Genomic DNA, 17,102 nt, shown 5'->3' on the forward strand with positions numbered 1-17,102 from the left:
CGCTGTTCGCTGTTGACTGTTCGCTGTTGGCTGACGGCACGACCACTCTCAATCGTCACAAGTCTTGACAGGGCAACTGTTATATGCTTAATTCAACCCTGTACTTAGGCAAAGAAAAATCAAGCTTTATTTACTCGTACAAGAATATAATTTATACATAAAAGGATAGTATTCAGGCAATAAAGCCATTTTGCTACTATTATTCTGAATTAATATCCGATCAACAGCGGACGGCAACCACACCCCTACTATTCGGCTCTCCCCACTGTCCCTACCCCTTTAGCAAGATACATTGTTATAGAAGGAAATACACAAAAATTTACATCTATAATTTGTGTAGTGTTCCAAATCGCTCCTCACCAGCAGCGATACAGCCCTCGCCAAGACAGTAGGATAGAAAAAATATGTTTGAACGCTTTACAGAACAAGCCATTAAAGCAATCATGCTAGCCCAAGAGGAAGCGCGACGCCTCGGTCACAATTTTGTAGGCACCGAGCAAATTCTTCTGGGGCTCGTCGGCGAAGGCACTGGCATCGCTGCAAAAGTATTACTGGATATGGGCCTCAACTTGAAAGAGGCGCGCAATGAAATCGAAAATATCATCGGTAGAGGTTCCGGGTTCCTCCCGCCTGAAATTCCTTTTACGCCCCGCGTCAAGCGCATTTTTGAGACGGCGCTGAATGAAGCGCGGCAGTTAGGCCACAATTACATCGGCACCGAGCACATCCTGCTGGGGCTGATTCAGGACGATGAAGGGGTGGCGGCGAAGGTGCTGCAAAACTTGGGAATCGATCGCCAGAGAGTCCGCACGCAGGTAATTCGTGCCGTGGGAGAAGTCGCGGCAGTACCCGGAGGTAGGGGAGATAGCGGCGATCGCAAAATCCCGACTTTAGAAGAATTTGGCACAAACTTGACCAAGTTAGCCGCAGCCGGCAAACTCGACCCCGTAGTGGGCCGCGAAAATGAAATCGAGCGCGTGATCCAAGTGCTCGGCCGCCGCACGAAGAACAATCCTGTGTTAGTAGGCGAACCGGGAGTAGGCAAAACAGCCCTCGCCGAAGGCCTAGCCCAGCGGATTGTTAATAGAAACGTCCCGGAAATTTTAGAAGACAAACAAGTAATCAGCCTCGATATGGGTTCGCTGATTGCTGGTACAAAGTTCCGCGGCGAATTTGAGGAACGCCTGACGAAAATCATGGCCGAAATTCGCGCTGCCGGCAACATCATTCTGGTAATTGATGAAATTCACACCTTAGTCGGTGCAGGCGCAATTCAAGGCAGCATGGACGCATCCAATATGCTCAAACCCGCCCTTGCTAGAGGCGAATTGCAGTGTGTCGGCGCCACTACCTTGGACGAATATCGCAAGCACATCGAGCGCGACGCTGCTTTAGAACGCCGCTTCCAACCGATAAAAGTCGGTGAACCGAGCGTGGCTGAAACAATAGAAATATTGTACGGGTTGCGATCGGCTTACGAACAGCATCACAGACTGACAATTTCCGACGCAGCTTTAGAAGCAGCGGCCACACTGTCAGACAGGTACATTAACGATCGGTTTTTGCCAGACAAGGCGATCGACTTAATTGACGAAGCAGGTTCCCGCGTCCGCGTGATGAATTCACAAACCCCGCCCGAAGTTAAAGAACTCAAAAAGCAACTGCCTGCAGTAACAAAAGAAAAAGATGCAGCAGTGCGCGAGCAAGACTTCGACAAAGCTGGAAAATTGCGCGATCGCGAATTAGAAATTGAAGCCGAAATCGCCGAAGCTACGATCAACAAAAGCCAAGTCAAAACCTCTCCCATCGTCACCGAAGAAGACATCGCGCACATCGTGGCTAATTGGACGGGAGTACCAGTCAGCAAGCTGACGGAATCCGAATCTGAATTGCTGCTGCACATGGAAGACACGCTGCACCAGCGCTTGATCGGTCAAGAAGAGGCTGTCACCGCAGTTTCTCGGGCTATCCGCCGCGCGCGGGTAGGCTTGAAAAATCCGAATCGCCCGATCGCCAGTTTCATCTTTTCCGGCCCCACAGGCGTCGGCAAAACGGAACTTACAAAAGCCTTGGCAACTTATTTCTTCGGTTCGGAAGAAGCAATGATTCGGTTAGATATGTCCGAATTCATGGAACGCCACACGGTTTCTAAACTCATCGGTTCGCCTCCGGGTTACGTTGGTTACGATGAAGGCGGCCAACTAACAGAAGCAGTCCGGCGCCGTCCTTACACGGTCATCTTGTTCGACGAAATCGAAAAAGCTCACCCGGATGTCTTCAACATGATGCTACAAATCTTGGAAGACGGCCGCTTGACCGATGCGAAAGGTCGGACAGTAGACTTTAAGAATACGCTGCTTGTGATGACATCAAACATCGGTTCGCGAGTGATTGAAAAAGGCGGTGGCGGTCTTGGTTTCGAGTTTACTGAAAGTGCCGCAGACGCGCAGTACAACCGCGTTCGCAACTTAGTAAACGAAGAAATGAAACAGTTTTTCCGTCCCGAATTTATCAACCGCTTGGATGAGATTATCGTCTTCCGCCAGTTGAACAGGGAAGAAGTGAAGCAGATTGCGGACATTATGTTGCAGCAAGTCTTCAGTCGCTTAACCGAACAGGGTATTACTTTGTCGGTGACGGACCGGTTCAAGGACTTGTTAGTTACAGAAGGCTACAATCCCAGCTACGGTGCTCGACCTTTGCGCCGCGCCATCATGCGGTTGTTGGAAGATGTACTGGCTGAGGAAATGCTGTCTGGGAAGCTGAAAGAAGGCCAAAAGGCGATCGTTGATGTGGATGAAAACGGTCAGGTTAAGGTAGTGCCCGATGGTTCATCGGAGCCGAAATTGCCAGAATTCGCATTAAGCCATTAATGCACTCTACAGACGGCTAAATACTGTTGATTAAAACCCCGGTTTCTCTGAGAAACCGGGTTTTTAATTTAAAAATAGCAGTAAAAAAAAGCAACTTATCGATGAATCTAATCCCAGGATTGCAATTGCCCAACCCAATGCTGCACAAAAGCAGAAATGCGATCGCGCCGAGTTTCAAAAGTAGCAGCAATCCAGATAAATACAATCCCAAAAGCCAAACCAATCGCCCATTTAATCAGCGGATAATCGAATATCAGAACCACCAACTGATAGAAAACATTGATTAAAAATATAGCCGTTCCCACAAACAAAAATGCCCGAACTCGCAGCGCCAAACCCGCTGCAATAGCCACCAAACTAAAAGCTCCCGCAACTAAACCGTGGCTTTCCTGAGTCAAAAGAGGTATCCCGCAAATCAGCGCAGTTGCGAGCATTCGCAGAGTGTGGCGCAGCGGTTTTTCTGCTGGTAATTTGAGAGTGCGATCGAACTGAGTAATGTAAAGTAAAGAAAGTCCTAAAGGAGTAACATAAAACTCTGGCTGAGTCAATCCTATTTGCCAGAACCACCGCAGCATTATCCAGTCAATTATCGCCACACTCACATAGGTAAAACGGACTTCCTCCTTTTCCCAAGCCAGGAAAAAATAGAAGGTAGCAGCTATCAGCAAGCTAATCGGATAAAACTTAGCCGGACTTTCCAAAATAGTAACTATGGGAATCAGCGAAGCAATTACCTGCCAAGGTTTTTTTGACCAACCCCAGTTGTCCCAAGGCAAAATGTAAATGAAATAGGCTAATAGAGAAGCGAAGGCAACTTTCCACGGCCCCAGCGGCCCGGAAATATACTTAACTAAAGGTGTATTGATCCAATAAAGCCGGATGCCAAAGGCTTCGAGCCAGCCCAAGTAAATCCAAATTTCTGCCCATTGGCGATCGATATTATTTCGCCCTTGCAAGAAAGCATATTGAACTAATAAAGCACCAGTGAATAATCCTAAATTTAAGCCAGATTTAATATCATAGGCAGAAGCCCAAATCAGGAGCAAACTGCTCAAAACCCAGTGCAGGTGAGCAAAGATTTTTAGTTCAGCATTGGTTAAATGTAAATAATTACTCAGCCAAGGAGATAAAATGCGATAGATATAGGTTAAAGTTGTGCCGAGAGTGGCCAGGACAATTAAGCCATCGCCAAAAGCTCCTCCTGGTGTTTGAAAAAGTTGATATAGTAGCGATTCGTAAGCCGCAACGGACACGCCAATTAATCCTAAATAAACCAAAGGTTTGAATTCGGGCTCCCGCCTACCAATGCCGATCGCAATTAAAGACGCCCCCAACACCGTTAAACCAGTCCAATTCGTCAAAGTGTGCGATCGGAAAGTTAAACCCAATACCCCATAAACCAAAGGTATAAAATGAATGCTAGGTAAAATTGTTGGATCGCGGTGGCGGCGCCGCCACACATCACCCAATAATTGCGTAGACAACCCGAGAGCGATATTAGCAACTGCTAAATTAATCGTAGTGCGATCGACAAAACTCAAACCCACCGCTGTCAACAACTCCAAACTCCAAGCGACAGCATAAATTGTCAGAGGGGAAAGTTGGCGTAAATTTCGGAAAATAATCGCAGCCATGATCACCAAAATCGCAGCAAAAGCTTCAGCAGATGGTGGAAAACTCAAGGTACTGTCTGCGTAGAGTTCATAGGAATAAAAAGTAATAGTTGTTAACAGTAAGCCTGCAAGTAAGATTGCCCACCCATCTAAAGCTCGCTCGTAAATTTCAGCTAATTGAGAAGGCTCAGGTAAATCCCTGGAAAAACGAACAATCATGGTGCGGAGCAACCACATACACAAAACAGCGATCGCCCCAGCAATTGCCCAATTCCAACCCGACACAAAACCTAATTCATAAATCACTGCAGCTACGAAACTAAAGCCAAATCCCACTCCAATTGCAGCCGCTGGTAACTCTACTAAATAGTAAGTATTAACCAACATTAATACGGCTGCCCAGCCCAAACCAATTAACCGATAGCCCGGAAAAAGAAAAATTAGAACTTGTGCGAGTATTAAAGCGATCGCACTAAATGTACTTGCAACTTGTTTGTGAGGAACCTCACTATATTTAGCAACAGCAGTCAAAGCCAAAGGAGTCGCCAGCCAGAGCAAACTCCACTGAGGGCGATGAGTGGCAGTACCCGCACTTAAATATTTTTGCAACAAGATAAAGCTGAATCCTGCTATTGCTAAGCCTAGATACCATGAACTTTGGAACCATGCAGGATGCCAGCGGAAAAACGCAGAACTTTCTCGGGCATTTGCGTCTTTCATCCAGACAAAAAATCCCCATTCAGCAGCCATAAAAATTAATAAAATTGCCGTCCAAATATTGGGTGTCTGGTTCGGGAAAAATAGGTCAATTGCCGAACCGATCGCGCCTAAACCCATAATGTGAGTTAGGAGAACCAAAATTGCCGGATTTCCTTCGTGTTCAACAGCAGAAGCCGGGATCGAAACTCGGCGGGAATTCTCGCCAATTACGTATTTCCAAGCGATCCAACCTAAAGTTAAAGTAGATACCAATAAATTGAGCGATCGCCAAAACGGATTAACAAAACTAATAACAGTTAAAACACTCCCCAAACCGAGAGCAAGGTTTTCGCCAAAACGGGCAAGTTTAAACTTTCGCTTGCGGTAGAGCCACTCGGCGGCACTTACTATTAAAATTAAATAAGGCAACAGCAGAACACTCCAAAAAGCCCAAGGAGTTTGCTGAGAGTTTGTAAGCTGAGTTAAAAATGCAACAAATTGTGTTTTAATCCCTAAAGGAAACAGTCGCCAAAACAGCCAAATACTCTGAAGTCCCACCGCCTCAAGCATTAGCAAATCAAACTCTTGCCAAAACTGCACTAAACGGTTGTAAAAAAACCAAACAGCCAATCCGCTAACTGCGATCGCCTGTAGCGGAATTTGGCGAAAACAAACCAGCCATCCCAAACCCAACAAACCCCCTCCCGCTAATTGCCAGTTAAAAAAGTTGCTGGGATTTGGCTGACGGAATATATTGTTTTTAATAGTTCCAGATTGCCGGGGTAGCTGCCAATCTAGCCATGCTAAAAGCACGCCACAAATTGCCAAAGCTAAACCCATTTCAGCGATATTTACATCCTTGACAAATATCGCCCGACCCAGTAAAATTCCTAACGAATAAGCTACTAAAGCCGCTTTTTTGTAAGTCAGAAAATCTCGGCTCAAACTGAAAGCAGCGGCGAATGTTTCAGTATTTTCTCCGCGTTTGATAGATTGCAATCGTTGTTGCTGAACTTGATAAACTCTAGCAGCAGCAGTTCCCACTGTACCTAAATAAACCGCAGCCAGGGAAAAGCCGACCAATGCCCACCCCCAGTGCAAATAACTCAATCCCAAGTGATTTAACGCGATCGAGCGAGTGATGTTTTTTCCTGAAAAGCTTTGATATTGATCTTTTATAATTCCGGCTGTTATCCAAGTCAAAATAAGTGCCGCTGCGATTGCTACCGCCCAATCCCAAGGATACCGCCACAATCCAAAAGTATCCATCGCCCAAAAATTGATCGGCACTAGCAACAGTGTCACTTCTTGCAAAGTTTGAGCAGTCAAGTGCAAATTATTCTGTCTGTTTGCCCAACTGCTAATCGCCCAAAAAGTTAAAGTATAAGCTAACAAAACTCCATATTGTCCGGCGGCAGGAAATCTTTCCCACTGACTGGCAGCTAAGACTCCAGAGGAGACAACTACCATGAACACTCCTAAAAACAACAGCCACACCACGCTAATTTCGGCCATTAGCGACTGCAAAATTTGACCGATAAAATTAGGGGTTTGAGTAGTTTCTGTGGGCGTAGCAACGCTTTCCCTGCTGCTAGGTACTGCTTTTTGCGTTGATAAGGCAGGTACTTTTGGCTCGGCAATAGGATCTCGCGGGTCCTCAATTTCAGAAATGTCTACAGCGGGATCGGTGAGTGGGCAGACTAAATACTGTCGGCACAATTCCTCAACCTCAGCGGGCGAAAGTAAACCTAGCCGCAGCCACGCATCTAAACCGGTCAACAACTCAGGATGCGATGCTAAGACGCTCAATTCAATTTTGCTCGATCGATCTTTGGGAGACGACATTGGCTTAAACTTGTACTAAGTACCTTCAAGCTATAGCCTAGATTAATGTCGAGCGAACATGGCAACATTCCGCCATCGCAATTGGCACAATAAGTATTTATAACTAAAGATCTGTCGCAGCCAGTGTCAATCGGTGAAAAAATCCCGCTGATGGGCCTAAACCAGCGTACATCAGCGGTGAAAAACTCCAAATTAGGACACAGCACCGGTTTCCTTACCGATCGACATATTTCAACAAAGTGTCCACACTAGCATTGTGGTCTATGAAAGAAAACAAATGTTTGAAGAGGAGTTTTCCATCTGCACCCAAAACAAACTGAGCAGGCAAAGGAGCACCTAAAGCCTGACCGACTTGATAAGCCCGAAAAACTTGACAGCCTGGATCGGAAAGCAGAGGCATTTTCAAGCCTAAATCTCTAACCACAATTTGGCTTTGGCGATCGTCGGTACTGGCAACCATCAGTAATTCTATATTGCGATCGGCAAATTTTTCCCAGTTTTCATTCAAAGCTTTAATGTGAGGAAAACAGAAAGGGCAATATTGATTTTCAGTAAAAATCCGCGTAAAAGCCAGAATTACCGGCTTATCGCCCCGATAATTCGACAGTCGCACCAATTTGCCATTATTAATATCCGGCAATTCAAAATCAGGCGTCATCTGTCCCAGCTTCAGAACATTACTCGCCGGCACAGGTAACAAATTTTGGAAAAACCGCTCATTTAACAAGCCGCTAAAATTAGTAGAAGTCAGCATATTTCCTAATTGGGTAATTGCTAATTGCTAATTGCTAATTAAAAATCCGCTTAAATAAATCCCTCTGGGCGTAGGGAAACGGCAGCGCCGTGTCCCTACAAATATAATGTGCTTAAACGGCAGCAAAGAATACCTTAGACTTGACAGGATCGGGAGTCATAGTCTTGTCACCGGGCTGCCAGCCGGCGGGACAAACTTCATCGGGGTGAGACTGGACGTGTTGGATAGCTTGCAGAGTACGGAGAGTTTCATCCACGTTGCGGCCGAAGGCAAGATTGTTAATAGTAGAGTGTTGGATGATGCCTTCTTTGTCGATGATGAACAGACCTCTGAGGGCAACGCCTGCTTCTGGGTCGAGGACGTTGTAGTCTGAACTAATTGTTTTTTTGAGGTCAGCAACTAAGGGATAGTTGAGGTCGCCGACACCGCCTGATTTGCGGTCTGTTTGTATCCAAGCGAGGTGAGAGAATTCGCTGTCAACGGATACGCCGAGGATTTCGGTATCGATTTTCTTGAAGTCCTCGAAGCGATCGCTAAATGCTGTAATCTCAGTCGGGCACACAAAGGTGAAGTCCAAGGGGTAGAAGAACAGGACTACATACTTTTTGCCTTTATAGTCTGACAGTTTAACTGTCTTGAATTCCTGATCCACTACGGCTGTTGCTGCGAAATCGGGTGCAGCTTGACCAACCCGGAGGCATTCACTGGTCATAGATTTTGTTTCCTTTTTTACGAACTGTTACAAATATATCATACTCATAACGACTACAAGTATCTTCTGGCTCAATAAAAAAAAATACGCTCTCAAATTTGAGAGCGCAGTTTTTTTTATTAAATAATGGCTCAGGCGGGATTTGAACCTGCGACCTTGGGCTTATGAGTCCCCTGCGCTAACCACTGCGCCACTGAGCCAAATCTACTTCACGATTTACCATCGTAGCACGGTAGGGCTAGCTATGTCTTCTTTTCAAACAACATTATTTCTAATAACTTCTAGTAAAAGTTATGAGTTTTGGTAATCATTCAAAACCCATAACTTCCGACCAGTCGTTACCGAGAAGCGCTGGACGCATCGTCGGGCAGTAAAGCCATTGGGTTGATAGCACCCTGTCCGGCGGGATGAATTTCAAAGTGCAAGTGCGGCCCGGTACTGAAGCCAGTGCTGCCCATTTCTGAAATCTGTTCCCCTTGAGCGACTCTCTGACCCTTTTGCACCAAAATTCTGCTGTTGTGGGCATAGACAGTCTCAGTGCCGTCAGGATGGGTAATTTCCACCAGATACCCGTAACCGCCGTCGTTCCACTGAGCATAGGTAACCACCCCGTCTGATGCTGCCACAATTGGCGTGCCGATCGGCCCTGCAATATCAATTCCTTTGTGCATCCGTCCCCACCGCCAACCGTAGCCAGAAGTAAGAACGCCCTTAGATGGCCAAATAAACCCGCTAGCCGACTGTTGTTTGCCGTTAGGCAGATAAGTATCAGGGTTGGAAAGCGGAGGCAATTCCGGAGAAACCATGCGTCCCAAAGACGGGTTGTTTAGGGGGTCGTAACCCTCAGATCCCAAAGGAGCAGTTGCTACCACAGGCTGCTGCTGAGCAGAGGTCGGCGTCAGGTTTATCGGTTGCATTTCGGCTGCGCGAGAGGGATCTAAACGCTCTTGCTGCTGCTTCTGAACCTGCTCAGACCACGCTCTCGATGGCGGTCTGCTGATTTCATTCTGCACCGCCTCAGTATAGTCGGGGGTGTAGAGATATGGATTGACACTTGGCATCTCCTCAGACGGGTTGACCGAGGGCCCGTCAGTTGGAGCCAGGGAGACCGCATTGGCGCCGATCGAATTGCGCGAGGCGCGATATTCCTCTCGCAGCCTGACAACTTCTGCCCTCAAGCGTTCGGAATAAGGGTTGAGAGCTTCTGCGGTAGGGAGAGCCTCCGAATTCGACTCTGGTAAAGCGCTAGTTGGATCGGCATTTGAAGCCGGGGCGCTAGTATTTGCCACGAAGCTGATCGGCTGCGGGTATTCTCCCGTAGCTATGGCGGTAGCAGTTGCACTGGCTGGCCCAGGCAGGGAACTGGTGTCAACTGCACCTGTAAATGTTGGTTCGCCTTGAAGAGCCAGCTTCCCTGGATCGTGAATCGTTTGGGAAACTTGAGTGAGCGGAATGCTGTTAATTTGAGGAACCATCGGCGCTGAAATATTGTTCAGACCTTCCAGGTTCTCCAGGGGAGAGACAACAGGCACTGTGGGCGCGGGTGCTGCAACGCCAGCACCGGCTATTTCCGAGGTAGACGAGCTGGGGTTCAAAGATGCGGGAACCGAAGTCGCCGACCAGACAGATGTAGAGTTGGAGACAGAATAAGAGGCTGTCGCCTCCACCCCGGGATTTTTAAACCCAACTTGGGGAATTTTGAGCCGTTGATTGACATTCAGCAAGTTGGGGTTGCCGAGCTTGTTGACGGAAATCAGATCTTTGGGCGATACGCCGTGACCTTTGGCGATCGCATCTAGGGTATCTCCCGGACGCACGCTGTAGAGAACATCAGCCGGCGCGGCGGTACTTCCTGCAGGGGGGACTACCACAGCCGAGGGCAAACTGGGTGTTGCCAAAGACTGTTCAATTGACTCGAATGCTCGATCGGGCGATGCTGCTTGACCTCCCCCGGAATTGGGAATTACAGGTGTGGCATCGAGGTCAGGAATAGTTGTCCCAGTTGCATATCCCGGGGAGGTCAGCGTCGGTGCTGACTCGGGCAAAAATGCCGCAGGTGTAGATAAATTTGCTCCCCCCTCCGACCCGAACATAGTTCGACCCGATTCTGTGGTGCGGTTTTCCTGTTTTTTCAAACTGTCGATCGCCCCGTCTGCATTGGGGATGTCGATCGAACTTTGTTCCGGTACCGTCGTGACCAGCGGCGTCGCTGCGGTTGATGGCAGCGCTGTCATGGCTGCACTATCCAATGGCTCGGAGCCAGTCAGATTTAACTCTTGTTCGGGATTGACCGTCGCTGCGCGATCTAGCGAAGCCGATGTGCTATAGCCGGCGTTCTGTTGTGGTGTGGTTTCCGTCGCAGTCGGAATTCTGAGCTCTTGGCCAACTTGGAGTAGAGTATCGGGTTTGATGTCGTTGGCAGTTGCTAGTGCCAACGGTTCAACTTCATAATCCCGAGATAGCTCCCAAAGGCTTTGCCCCTCCTGCACCTTAACCGCCGTGGGTTCAGAAGGTGATCCGGGCTGTTCGGCCCTGGAACCGTCAACTTGTGCCGGCGTAGCGGGCCCGTTGGCCGATACTGGCTGTACTTCAGCGGTGGATTCTGATGTCGGTGTGAGTTCAGACGCGCGAGCGCTGTCTCCATTTCTCGGTAGCAGGATGCCAGAAGCACCTACCGATATTGCCAGCCCGATCGTGGCGAGAGAGCGAACTCTGCCTGTGCTGAGCGTTGTCTGTTTGGATGGTTCCGCAGAACCGTCTCTGTCGATTTCACTAGCCTGAACAGGCTTAATTTGGGGATATGTTCGTTTCAAAAAAACGACCTCCTACTGAGAAGCGCTAACTGTCCTTGGAAACACTCAAGGGGATCGCATGACGCTGAGTTTAAATCAACAAGCAAAAATATTCTGATTGTTGACAGCTATCATGCTTAGGCCAGATTACCTTGCTTTTTAAATTTAGACAAGCTCAAACCGTCAGAAATTTTAAAATTCTCGGTCAAACCTGCTGCAATTAACCCCACAAGCCTTACACCGCAATAGCTGGAACGAATACATAAAATCTTCGTTCCGGTAAGGCTCTGAACTCTTACCTATTATCTGACTTTATGCTAATTTCCGGACAGCCTACAACCGTATATTTACTAGATATAGTGTTCAGACCCAAGCTAGTGCTCGCTGACGCCCTAAATCGCTAAAATGCTCTGTTTTTGTTGCTGAATCATCTTGGGAGTAATTTGGTGTTGCTGATAACAATCTGTTTTTGAATGAATAAAATATATTAATGTCGGCTATCTAGATTTTCACTCCTTTGATACAAATTTCTTATATTAAAATGCAGATTTTGCCACCTCCGGCAGCTATTAAATATCTATATATTTATGTGTTGATAATGATTTATCCCAGCTCGCCCAACTGTCGTTTAGCCTCAAATAAACCCACAGCGGCGCTGACGGAGAGGTTCAAACTCCTGACTCCAGGCTGGCTCATAGGAATAAAAACTGTGGCGTCGCAGGCATCCAAGACGAATTGGGGAATGCCTACAGTTTCCGAGCCAAACATCAGCCAGTCGCTGGGCTGAAATTGGAATTGCACGTAACTGTATCGCCCGCCAGTGCTGAACCCGATCGATCGTCCCCCGCGCTGCTGCCGACAGGCCTGAAAAGCCGCTAAGTCTTCGTGGCAGTGGAGATTGACGTAGGGCCAGTAATCTAAGCCGGCCCGTTTCAGGTAGCGATCGCTAATTTCAAACCCCAGCGGGCCGACTAAATGCAGTTCGGTGCCTGTGGCAGCGCAAGTGCGGGCGATATTGCCAGTATTCGGGGGGATTTGCGGGTGAATCAAGACAAGTTGGGGCATGAAGCTAATTAAAAGGGTAAAATACAGCTATTGGGAAATTTCTCCAACCACCAAAAGGTAGATCTACCTTATAGCTTTTATTTATAACCTTTGTCGAGCTCCATTGATTAAATATTCTGATTTGTTTTTGGGCGTCGCTCTGCAACTTTTTTCAGGGAGGTTCGGGCTATTTGTATTATTGGCTGAGTACGCATAGCCAGGGGGCTAGTGAAAGCCCCCCTTATAATAACGGCGGGTACTTCAGGCAGCTAACTGGGCGCACAAGTTGTCTTCGAGCTCCCATTCTTGGTGAGACATCCCCTGAATTCCTTGGAGAATTATACTGCGGGTGTCCGAACCGCCCTCGTGTAGCTTCAACCACTGCTGCGCCGTGTTGCCTTCCCGGAGAATCTTTTTGAGCGGCGAGAGAAAGCAGCTAAAACCGCGTTTTTTGGCTATAGGCCACACTTCGCGGTAAATTTCCTCAATCCAATCTCGTGCCAGAATAGTTCTGCCGTCTTGCCAATGCGTGAGTTCGGCATCCAAACTTTGCCGGGATGCAGCAATTTCGTTGGCGTCTGTGAGCGCAACTAAGTCTTCGTTACGGGTGGCCGCCGGCAAGGTGCTGAGTTCTAAGGGGTCTAAGCTGGGGTCTTCCATCATCTGCCAGATGCGAGCTTCTAGCAAGGCAGTAATGGCTAACAAAGCCAGAGGATTGACTTCGAGGTCGCAAATTCTCAGTTCGAGGCGGTTGAGACAGTAGGGGCGGCGATCGCCATTGGGCCGCACGGCAGACCACAAATGGCGGACGTTTTGCATGGTGCCGAGTTCTAGCTGTTCTTCAGTCCACTGAATGTAATGCTTGTGACTTTCAAACAGGGGGACGATGGCGGGAGTTTTGGGAAACAAACCCCACCGAGTGGAATGATAGCCCGTGACTTCGCCGTCGAGGAAGGGGGAAGAGGCGCTCAACGCCAGGTATAGCGGTGCTTCGACGCGGGCGAGGCGGATGGCACGCATCAGCATTTCTGGTTGGGAGATGCCGATGTTGATGTGAATGCTGGCGGTGACGACTTTGGTGCCGTAGGTTTGCTCGATGTAGGTGTGGTAGGGGTTGTTGGGATCGGATCGGTAAAATTGATCGCTACCTCCGAGAGACAGGGTACTTCCCGGCAGCAAGGTATAGTCGCCTAATTGTTTTAAATACTCGCGCAACCGGACTCGCGGCTTGACTAACGCGCACAACAGGCGATCGTAGCTGCACAGCGGGGCGGTCGTGTACTCCACATTACGGCTATCAGGCTCCCGGACAAATCCCTCTAGATCGGCAACTATGCGATCGGAGAGACCGACAACCTCACCTTCGGGAGTACCGGTATACATTTCTACTTCAAAGCCTTTTGATAGCAGCACGTTTGTTCCTCAGCTAAGTTGAGTGCTAGTTTCAAGTATCCCAAAAATTGGCCTGTTCGTACTATCTTCCACGAGGCAGAGTTGAAATTTTTCGCGACTGGCACTGAAACCAGGTTTTTCGGCGCCGGCAAGTTTGAGCGTTTGTGTTTTAGTTGCGATCGGGCTGCCACGACACATACTGCCATCGCAAAGAGTTTCCGAGGCGGTTTTAGACTCACAAAGGCTGTTTGTTCGATCGCGAGCGTGTTTCATTGGGTATTCGTGACGATCGAACTTATGGTGAATAGAACCCACTCCTACCTCAGTTCGACATCTGTTTTCTGCCTTGAGGGGGATAGCCGCAGATATATCTTGGGTGCGATTCTAAAAGAGGGCTCTGCAATATTTTTGAGCTATAATATTAACCCCTAAAAATCCCTGTGAAAGAGCAAGAAAGAACCCCTCCCAATTTTTGGAATATGCTAAGCAATTTAGCCTTAGTCCGGTTTTTGCTTTTATTTGCTTCTGGTTGGGCTGGACTGCAACTTTTAGCTTACTTTGAAACAGCAGTCGCGGTTTTCACTATTGCTGCACTCGTGGCTTTTTTACTCAACTATCCGGTGCGAACTCTCCAGAGATTTTTACCGCGAAGTTTAGCTGTCGCCTTCGTTGTCTTGCTCACCATTTTAGTTTTTGGCGGTCTCACCGTCACTGTAGGCGTCACTCTTTTATCTCAAGGACAGCAATTAATTGACAGCATGACGGAATTTCTGAATGCTCTGGCGCCTCTGTCCGAGCGCATCGAAGCATTCCTGCGGGCGAGAAACCTGCAAGTTAACCTGCGAGTTATTGAGGAACAACTGCGAAATCAAGCTTTGGCGGGAGTTGTATCGAGTATTGCTTTTTTACAAGTATTTTTAACCAATTTATTAAATTTAATATTAATTATGGTCGTGGCTTCTTTCATGTTACTTGATGGAGAGAGGCTGTGGGTGTTGGTTCTCAAATTTATACCCCGACACCTGCACAGGCGTTTAAGTTTAACAATAGAGCGAAACTTTTTAGGATTTTTTCAGGCCCAAATTTTGTTAATGTTATTTTTGACAACAGCAAGTTTTTTGATTTTTCTGCTGTTAGATGTGAAATTTCCCTTGATTTTAGCCTTTATTATTGGATTGTTTGATTTAGTTCCAGGGATCGGAGCGACACTGGGCATTAGCTTAGTTTGTTTTATTGTATTGTCTCAAAATGTGTGGCTATCTTTAAAAGTATTGGCAGCTTGCATTGTTTTGCAGCAAATTCAAGACAACTTTATTCATCCGAGACTGATGCAAAATTCGCTTAACCTCAACCCGGTAGTGGTATTTTTTGCACTGTTAGTGGGGGCGAGAGCCGCAGGACTTCTAGGTATATTTCTGGCTATTCCCCTAGCGGGAGTGATAGTTAGCTGGTTTGACATTGAAGAAATGCAAGCGGAAGGTTAATTGATACAGCTCTCCTATTTTATATCAAATCCGGCTGAAAATTTCGGTTTTAACAGGCCCACTAGAAGTCCAATGCTTCAAAAACTCTCCTGTGCCTCAAGCGACACTAAAAGTAAAGAGAAAAAAGCAATGGATGGTACACCTTACTGCCTAAAATTAATGAATAAATTGCAAGTCGGTAGGAAATCTTTCTTCTTCTGGTTCTGGATCGTAAATGTAATCGCAGTCAAAGCGCAGAGCTTGAGAGTGGCGGCTGATAGAAAATCCGCAATTAGTCACCATTTCTGTAGTAAATGTTGCCATGACTAACTCAATGAGCTTTCTGTAGGAAATGTTAGGCAGTTGAACGTAATAAGTGCGTCTGGCAAAAAAAATTCTCTCATCTTTGGGTAGAATTATGCCATTAATTCTGTGGGCGTGTTGAATCGGCTTGATATAGGTTTCAATAAACTGGGACTGATTTTTTTGCAGTCTTGCTAATCTTTCGTGTTGCAACCAGCTCATTTGAAACACAATTTTAATAAATTCAAAGCCCAAAATGTAGTTAAAAACATTATTGCGTTCTTCTGTATTCAAGACGAAGCGGAGTGCAGATTCTAAATATTGGTCAGTTTCTCGCCGCGATTGTTGAGCTGAGTGGATATAAAATTGTTTGATGTAGCTTCTTAAATCGGATTGGTTTAATTGTTTTTTGACTCGAAATCTGATTAAATACTCTTTGACTCGGTGTAGAGTATCTACATCTTCAAACATTTTTGAGACTAAACCGTCGGCTGTATAATCATCTAAGAATTCTGCTTGCAAGTCGGGAGTAGATGCACACAATATGTAGCAGAGGGACAAGACATAGCGCCGCTGGTTCCAAGGCAAGCTTTGGGCCCAATCTTTAACTTCTACAGGGAGTTTTTGGAACACGGTATCTGTGTGGGGGAGTTGAGCAAGGTCGGCATATTTATGTTTTTGTTTAATCATTGCCTGAAACCTTATATTAGTAAGTATAAAGAGCAGTAGAGCGCAGATTATGGGAGGGGGAAGCTGCGACGGAGGGTTGCAAGTTATTGTGTCTTATTTTATTGCCATCTATCTAAATATACATTCTGTAGGGAAGAGCGGGCGTGATCTGTCTCACACTTTTGCGGATTTTAAATCACAAATTCTAGCTCTTCGCATCACATTTGGGGGCGGCGAGTGTCACGGATAAAACTTATTCACGTCACTGGATCAACAGCGGGTGTCGTTGATGATTAAGTCGGGTGATTCATAAGTTTTTGTTAGTAACAATTACTGAGATCGATCGTGAACTTGACTACAAGTATTTTTCCGAAAAATCAGTGCCAAGACTTAACTTTTCGCGATCGCCCGCCTCGTGCAACCAGTGCGACAGTGGCTTGATAGCATTGCAGTGGGAGAGCCATCAACAACTCTGTGGTGTGCCAACTTATACTCGCCCGCAATTCTTGTGAGAGAGATATTCCGTTATGGGGAGACCATCTTTTCTACATACCGCCTATGTGCAAGCTTAATCCTGTGTATCAGGAATTAATGGATTTACGCTTTCGCTTGCTCTCGTTTTTGGGCGGGGTCAGCCAAAACAGAGACAAGTTTCCGACAAGAGTGGTAAGCCACCCAAAATTTTAGATCCTAGTTCCCGCCGCCAGATGTATCTGTGGAGTAAATCTAAAATCTAAAATCGACTGAGGTATGCGCGGAAGATGTAACACGGTACTCCTGATTGAGGGGTGTCATACCTCGATCGCCCCTTAATATCAATTATTTATGGGGTCTGTGGCTCTGGTAGTTGCGAGAGCCATAATTTAAGCCATAATTGTTGATAATATCGATGGATGCCTCTCGATAGGAGCGGGTATCCATTGTGGCGCTTAAGCCAAAAATA

11 protein-coding genes and 1 tRNA gene are annotated in these 17,102 nt (G+C 47.0%); 3 read left to right on the forward strand and 9 right to left on the reverse strand.

Annotation, left to right across the window (positions count from 1 at the left end; translation table 11 throughout):
* The first annotated feature begins 404 nt into the window (after positions 1 to 404).
* A complete protein-coding gene (locus QUB33_RS14280) occupies positions 405 to 2,873 on the forward strand; it encodes an ATP-dependent Clp protease ATP-binding subunit (RefSeq protein ID WP_333351285.1) in 2,469 nt (822 codons plus the stop codon).
* A gap of 107 nt (positions 2,874 to 2,980) precedes the next feature.
* On the opposite strand, the gene QUB33_RS14285 is transcribed toward QUB33_RS14280, so the two are convergent.
* From QUB33_RS14285 to QUB33_RS14320, 8 genes are all read right to left on the reverse strand, one after another.
* Complete coding sequence (locus tag QUB33_RS14285; protein WP_333351286.1) at positions 2,981 to 7,030, reverse strand: hypothetical protein; 4,050 nt, start codon at positions 7,028 to 7,030, stop codon at positions 2,981 to 2,983.
* 214 nt (positions 7,031 to 7,244) lie between these two features.
* Positions 7,245 to 7,784 carry a redoxin domain-containing protein gene (locus QUB33_RS14290; RefSeq protein ID WP_333351287.1) on the reverse strand — a complete coding sequence of 180 codons (540 nt, stop codon included), beginning with the start codon at positions 7,782 to 7,784 and terminating at the stop codon, positions 7,245 to 7,247.
* 112 nt (positions 7,785 to 7,896) lie between these two features.
* Positions 7,897 to 8,496 (reverse strand): peroxiredoxin, encoded by a 600-nt coding sequence (locus QUB33_RS14295; RefSeq protein ID WP_190663488.1) that lies wholly within the window; start codon positions 8,494 to 8,496, stop codon positions 7,897 to 7,899.
* Positions 8,497 to 8,623: 127 nt separating this feature from the next.
* Positions 8,624 to 8,696, reverse strand: a tRNA-Met gene (locus tag QUB33_RS14300).
* Positions 8,697 to 8,834: 138 nt separating this feature from the next.
* Positions 8,835 to 11,309, reverse strand: coding sequence for a peptidoglycan DD-metalloendopeptidase family protein (locus QUB33_RS14305; RefSeq protein WP_333351288.1), 2,475 nt, complete (start codon positions 11,307 to 11,309; stop codon positions 8,835 to 8,837).
* A 582-nt stretch (positions 11,310 to 11,891) separates the two neighbouring features.
* Positions 11,892 to 12,353 (reverse strand): tRNA (cytidine(34)-2'-O)-methyltransferase, encoded by a 462-nt coding sequence (locus tag QUB33_RS14310; RefSeq protein ID WP_333351289.1) that lies wholly within the window; start codon positions 12,351 to 12,353, stop codon positions 11,892 to 11,894.
* Positions 12,354 to 12,593: 240 nt separating this feature from the next.
* The gene (gene gshA, locus QUB33_RS14315; protein ID WP_333351290.1) at positions 12,594 to 13,745 is read right to left on the reverse strand and encodes a glutamate--cysteine ligase; all 1,152 of its coding nucleotides are present in this window, start codon (positions 13,743 to 13,745) and stop codon (positions 12,594 to 12,596) included.
* 9 nt (positions 13,746 to 13,754) lie between these two features.
* A complete protein-coding gene (locus QUB33_RS14320) occupies positions 13,755 to 14,039 on the reverse strand; it encodes a hypothetical protein (protein ID WP_333351291.1) in 285 nt (94 codons plus the stop codon).
* Between the two features lie 125 nt (positions 14,040 to 14,164).
* Between QUB33_RS14320 and QUB33_RS14325 the strand changes: the two genes are divergently transcribed.
* Positions 14,165 to 15,208, forward strand: a complete 1,044-nt coding sequence (locus QUB33_RS14325) for an AI-2E family transporter (protein ID WP_333351292.1) — start codon at positions 14,165 to 14,167, stop codon at positions 15,206 to 15,208.
* A gap of 156 nt (positions 15,209 to 15,364) precedes the next feature.
* On the opposite strand, the gene QUB33_RS14330 is transcribed toward QUB33_RS14325, so the two are convergent.
* The gene (locus QUB33_RS14330) at positions 15,365 to 16,180 is read right to left on the reverse strand and encodes a cobyrinic acid a,c-diamide synthase (protein ID WP_190738902.1); all 816 of its coding nucleotides are present in this window, start codon (positions 16,178 to 16,180) and stop codon (positions 15,365 to 15,367) included.
* Between the two features lie 456 nt (positions 16,181 to 16,636).
* Between QUB33_RS14330 and QUB33_RS14335 the strand changes: the two genes are divergently transcribed.
* On the forward strand, positions 16,637 to 16,846 hold the full coding sequence (locus tag QUB33_RS14335; RefSeq protein WP_333351301.1) for a Mo-dependent nitrogenase C-terminal domain-containing protein: 210 nt from the start codon (positions 16,637 to 16,639) through the stop codon (positions 16,844 to 16,846).
* Positions 16,847 to 17,102: the final 256 nt, after the last annotated feature.

Source organism: Microcoleus sp. B3-A4 (assembly GCF_036705385.1).
Classification (GTDB): domain Bacteria; phylum Cyanobacteriota; class Cyanobacteriia; order Cyanobacteriales; family Microcoleaceae; genus Microcoleus.

Excerpts from the sequence above, each read along its gene's own strand:
- QUB33_RS14280 (WP_333351285.1), top strand. The coding sequence starts at position 405 with ATGTTTGAACGCTTTACAGAACAAGCCATTAAAGCAATCATGCTAGCC.
- QUB33_RS14330 (WP_190738902.1), bottom strand. The coding sequence starts at position 16,180 with ATGATTAAACAAAAACATAAATATGCCGACCTTGCTCAACTCCCCCAC.
- QUB33_RS14310 (WP_333351289.1), bottom strand. The coding sequence starts at position 12,353 with ATGCCCCAACTTGTCTTGATTCACCCGCAAATCCCCCCGAATACTGGC.
- QUB33_RS14285 (WP_333351286.1), bottom strand. The coding sequence starts at position 7,030 with ATGTCGTCTCCCAAAGATCGATCGAGCAAAATTGAATTGAGCGTCTTA.
- QUB33_RS14290 (WP_333351287.1), bottom strand. The coding sequence starts at position 7,784 with ATGCTGACTTCTACTAATTTTAGCGGCTTGTTAAATGAGCGGTTTTTC.
- QUB33_RS14295 (WP_190663488.1), bottom strand. The coding sequence starts at position 8,496 with ATGACCAGTGAATGCCTCCGGGTTGGTCAAGCTGCACCCGATTTCGCA.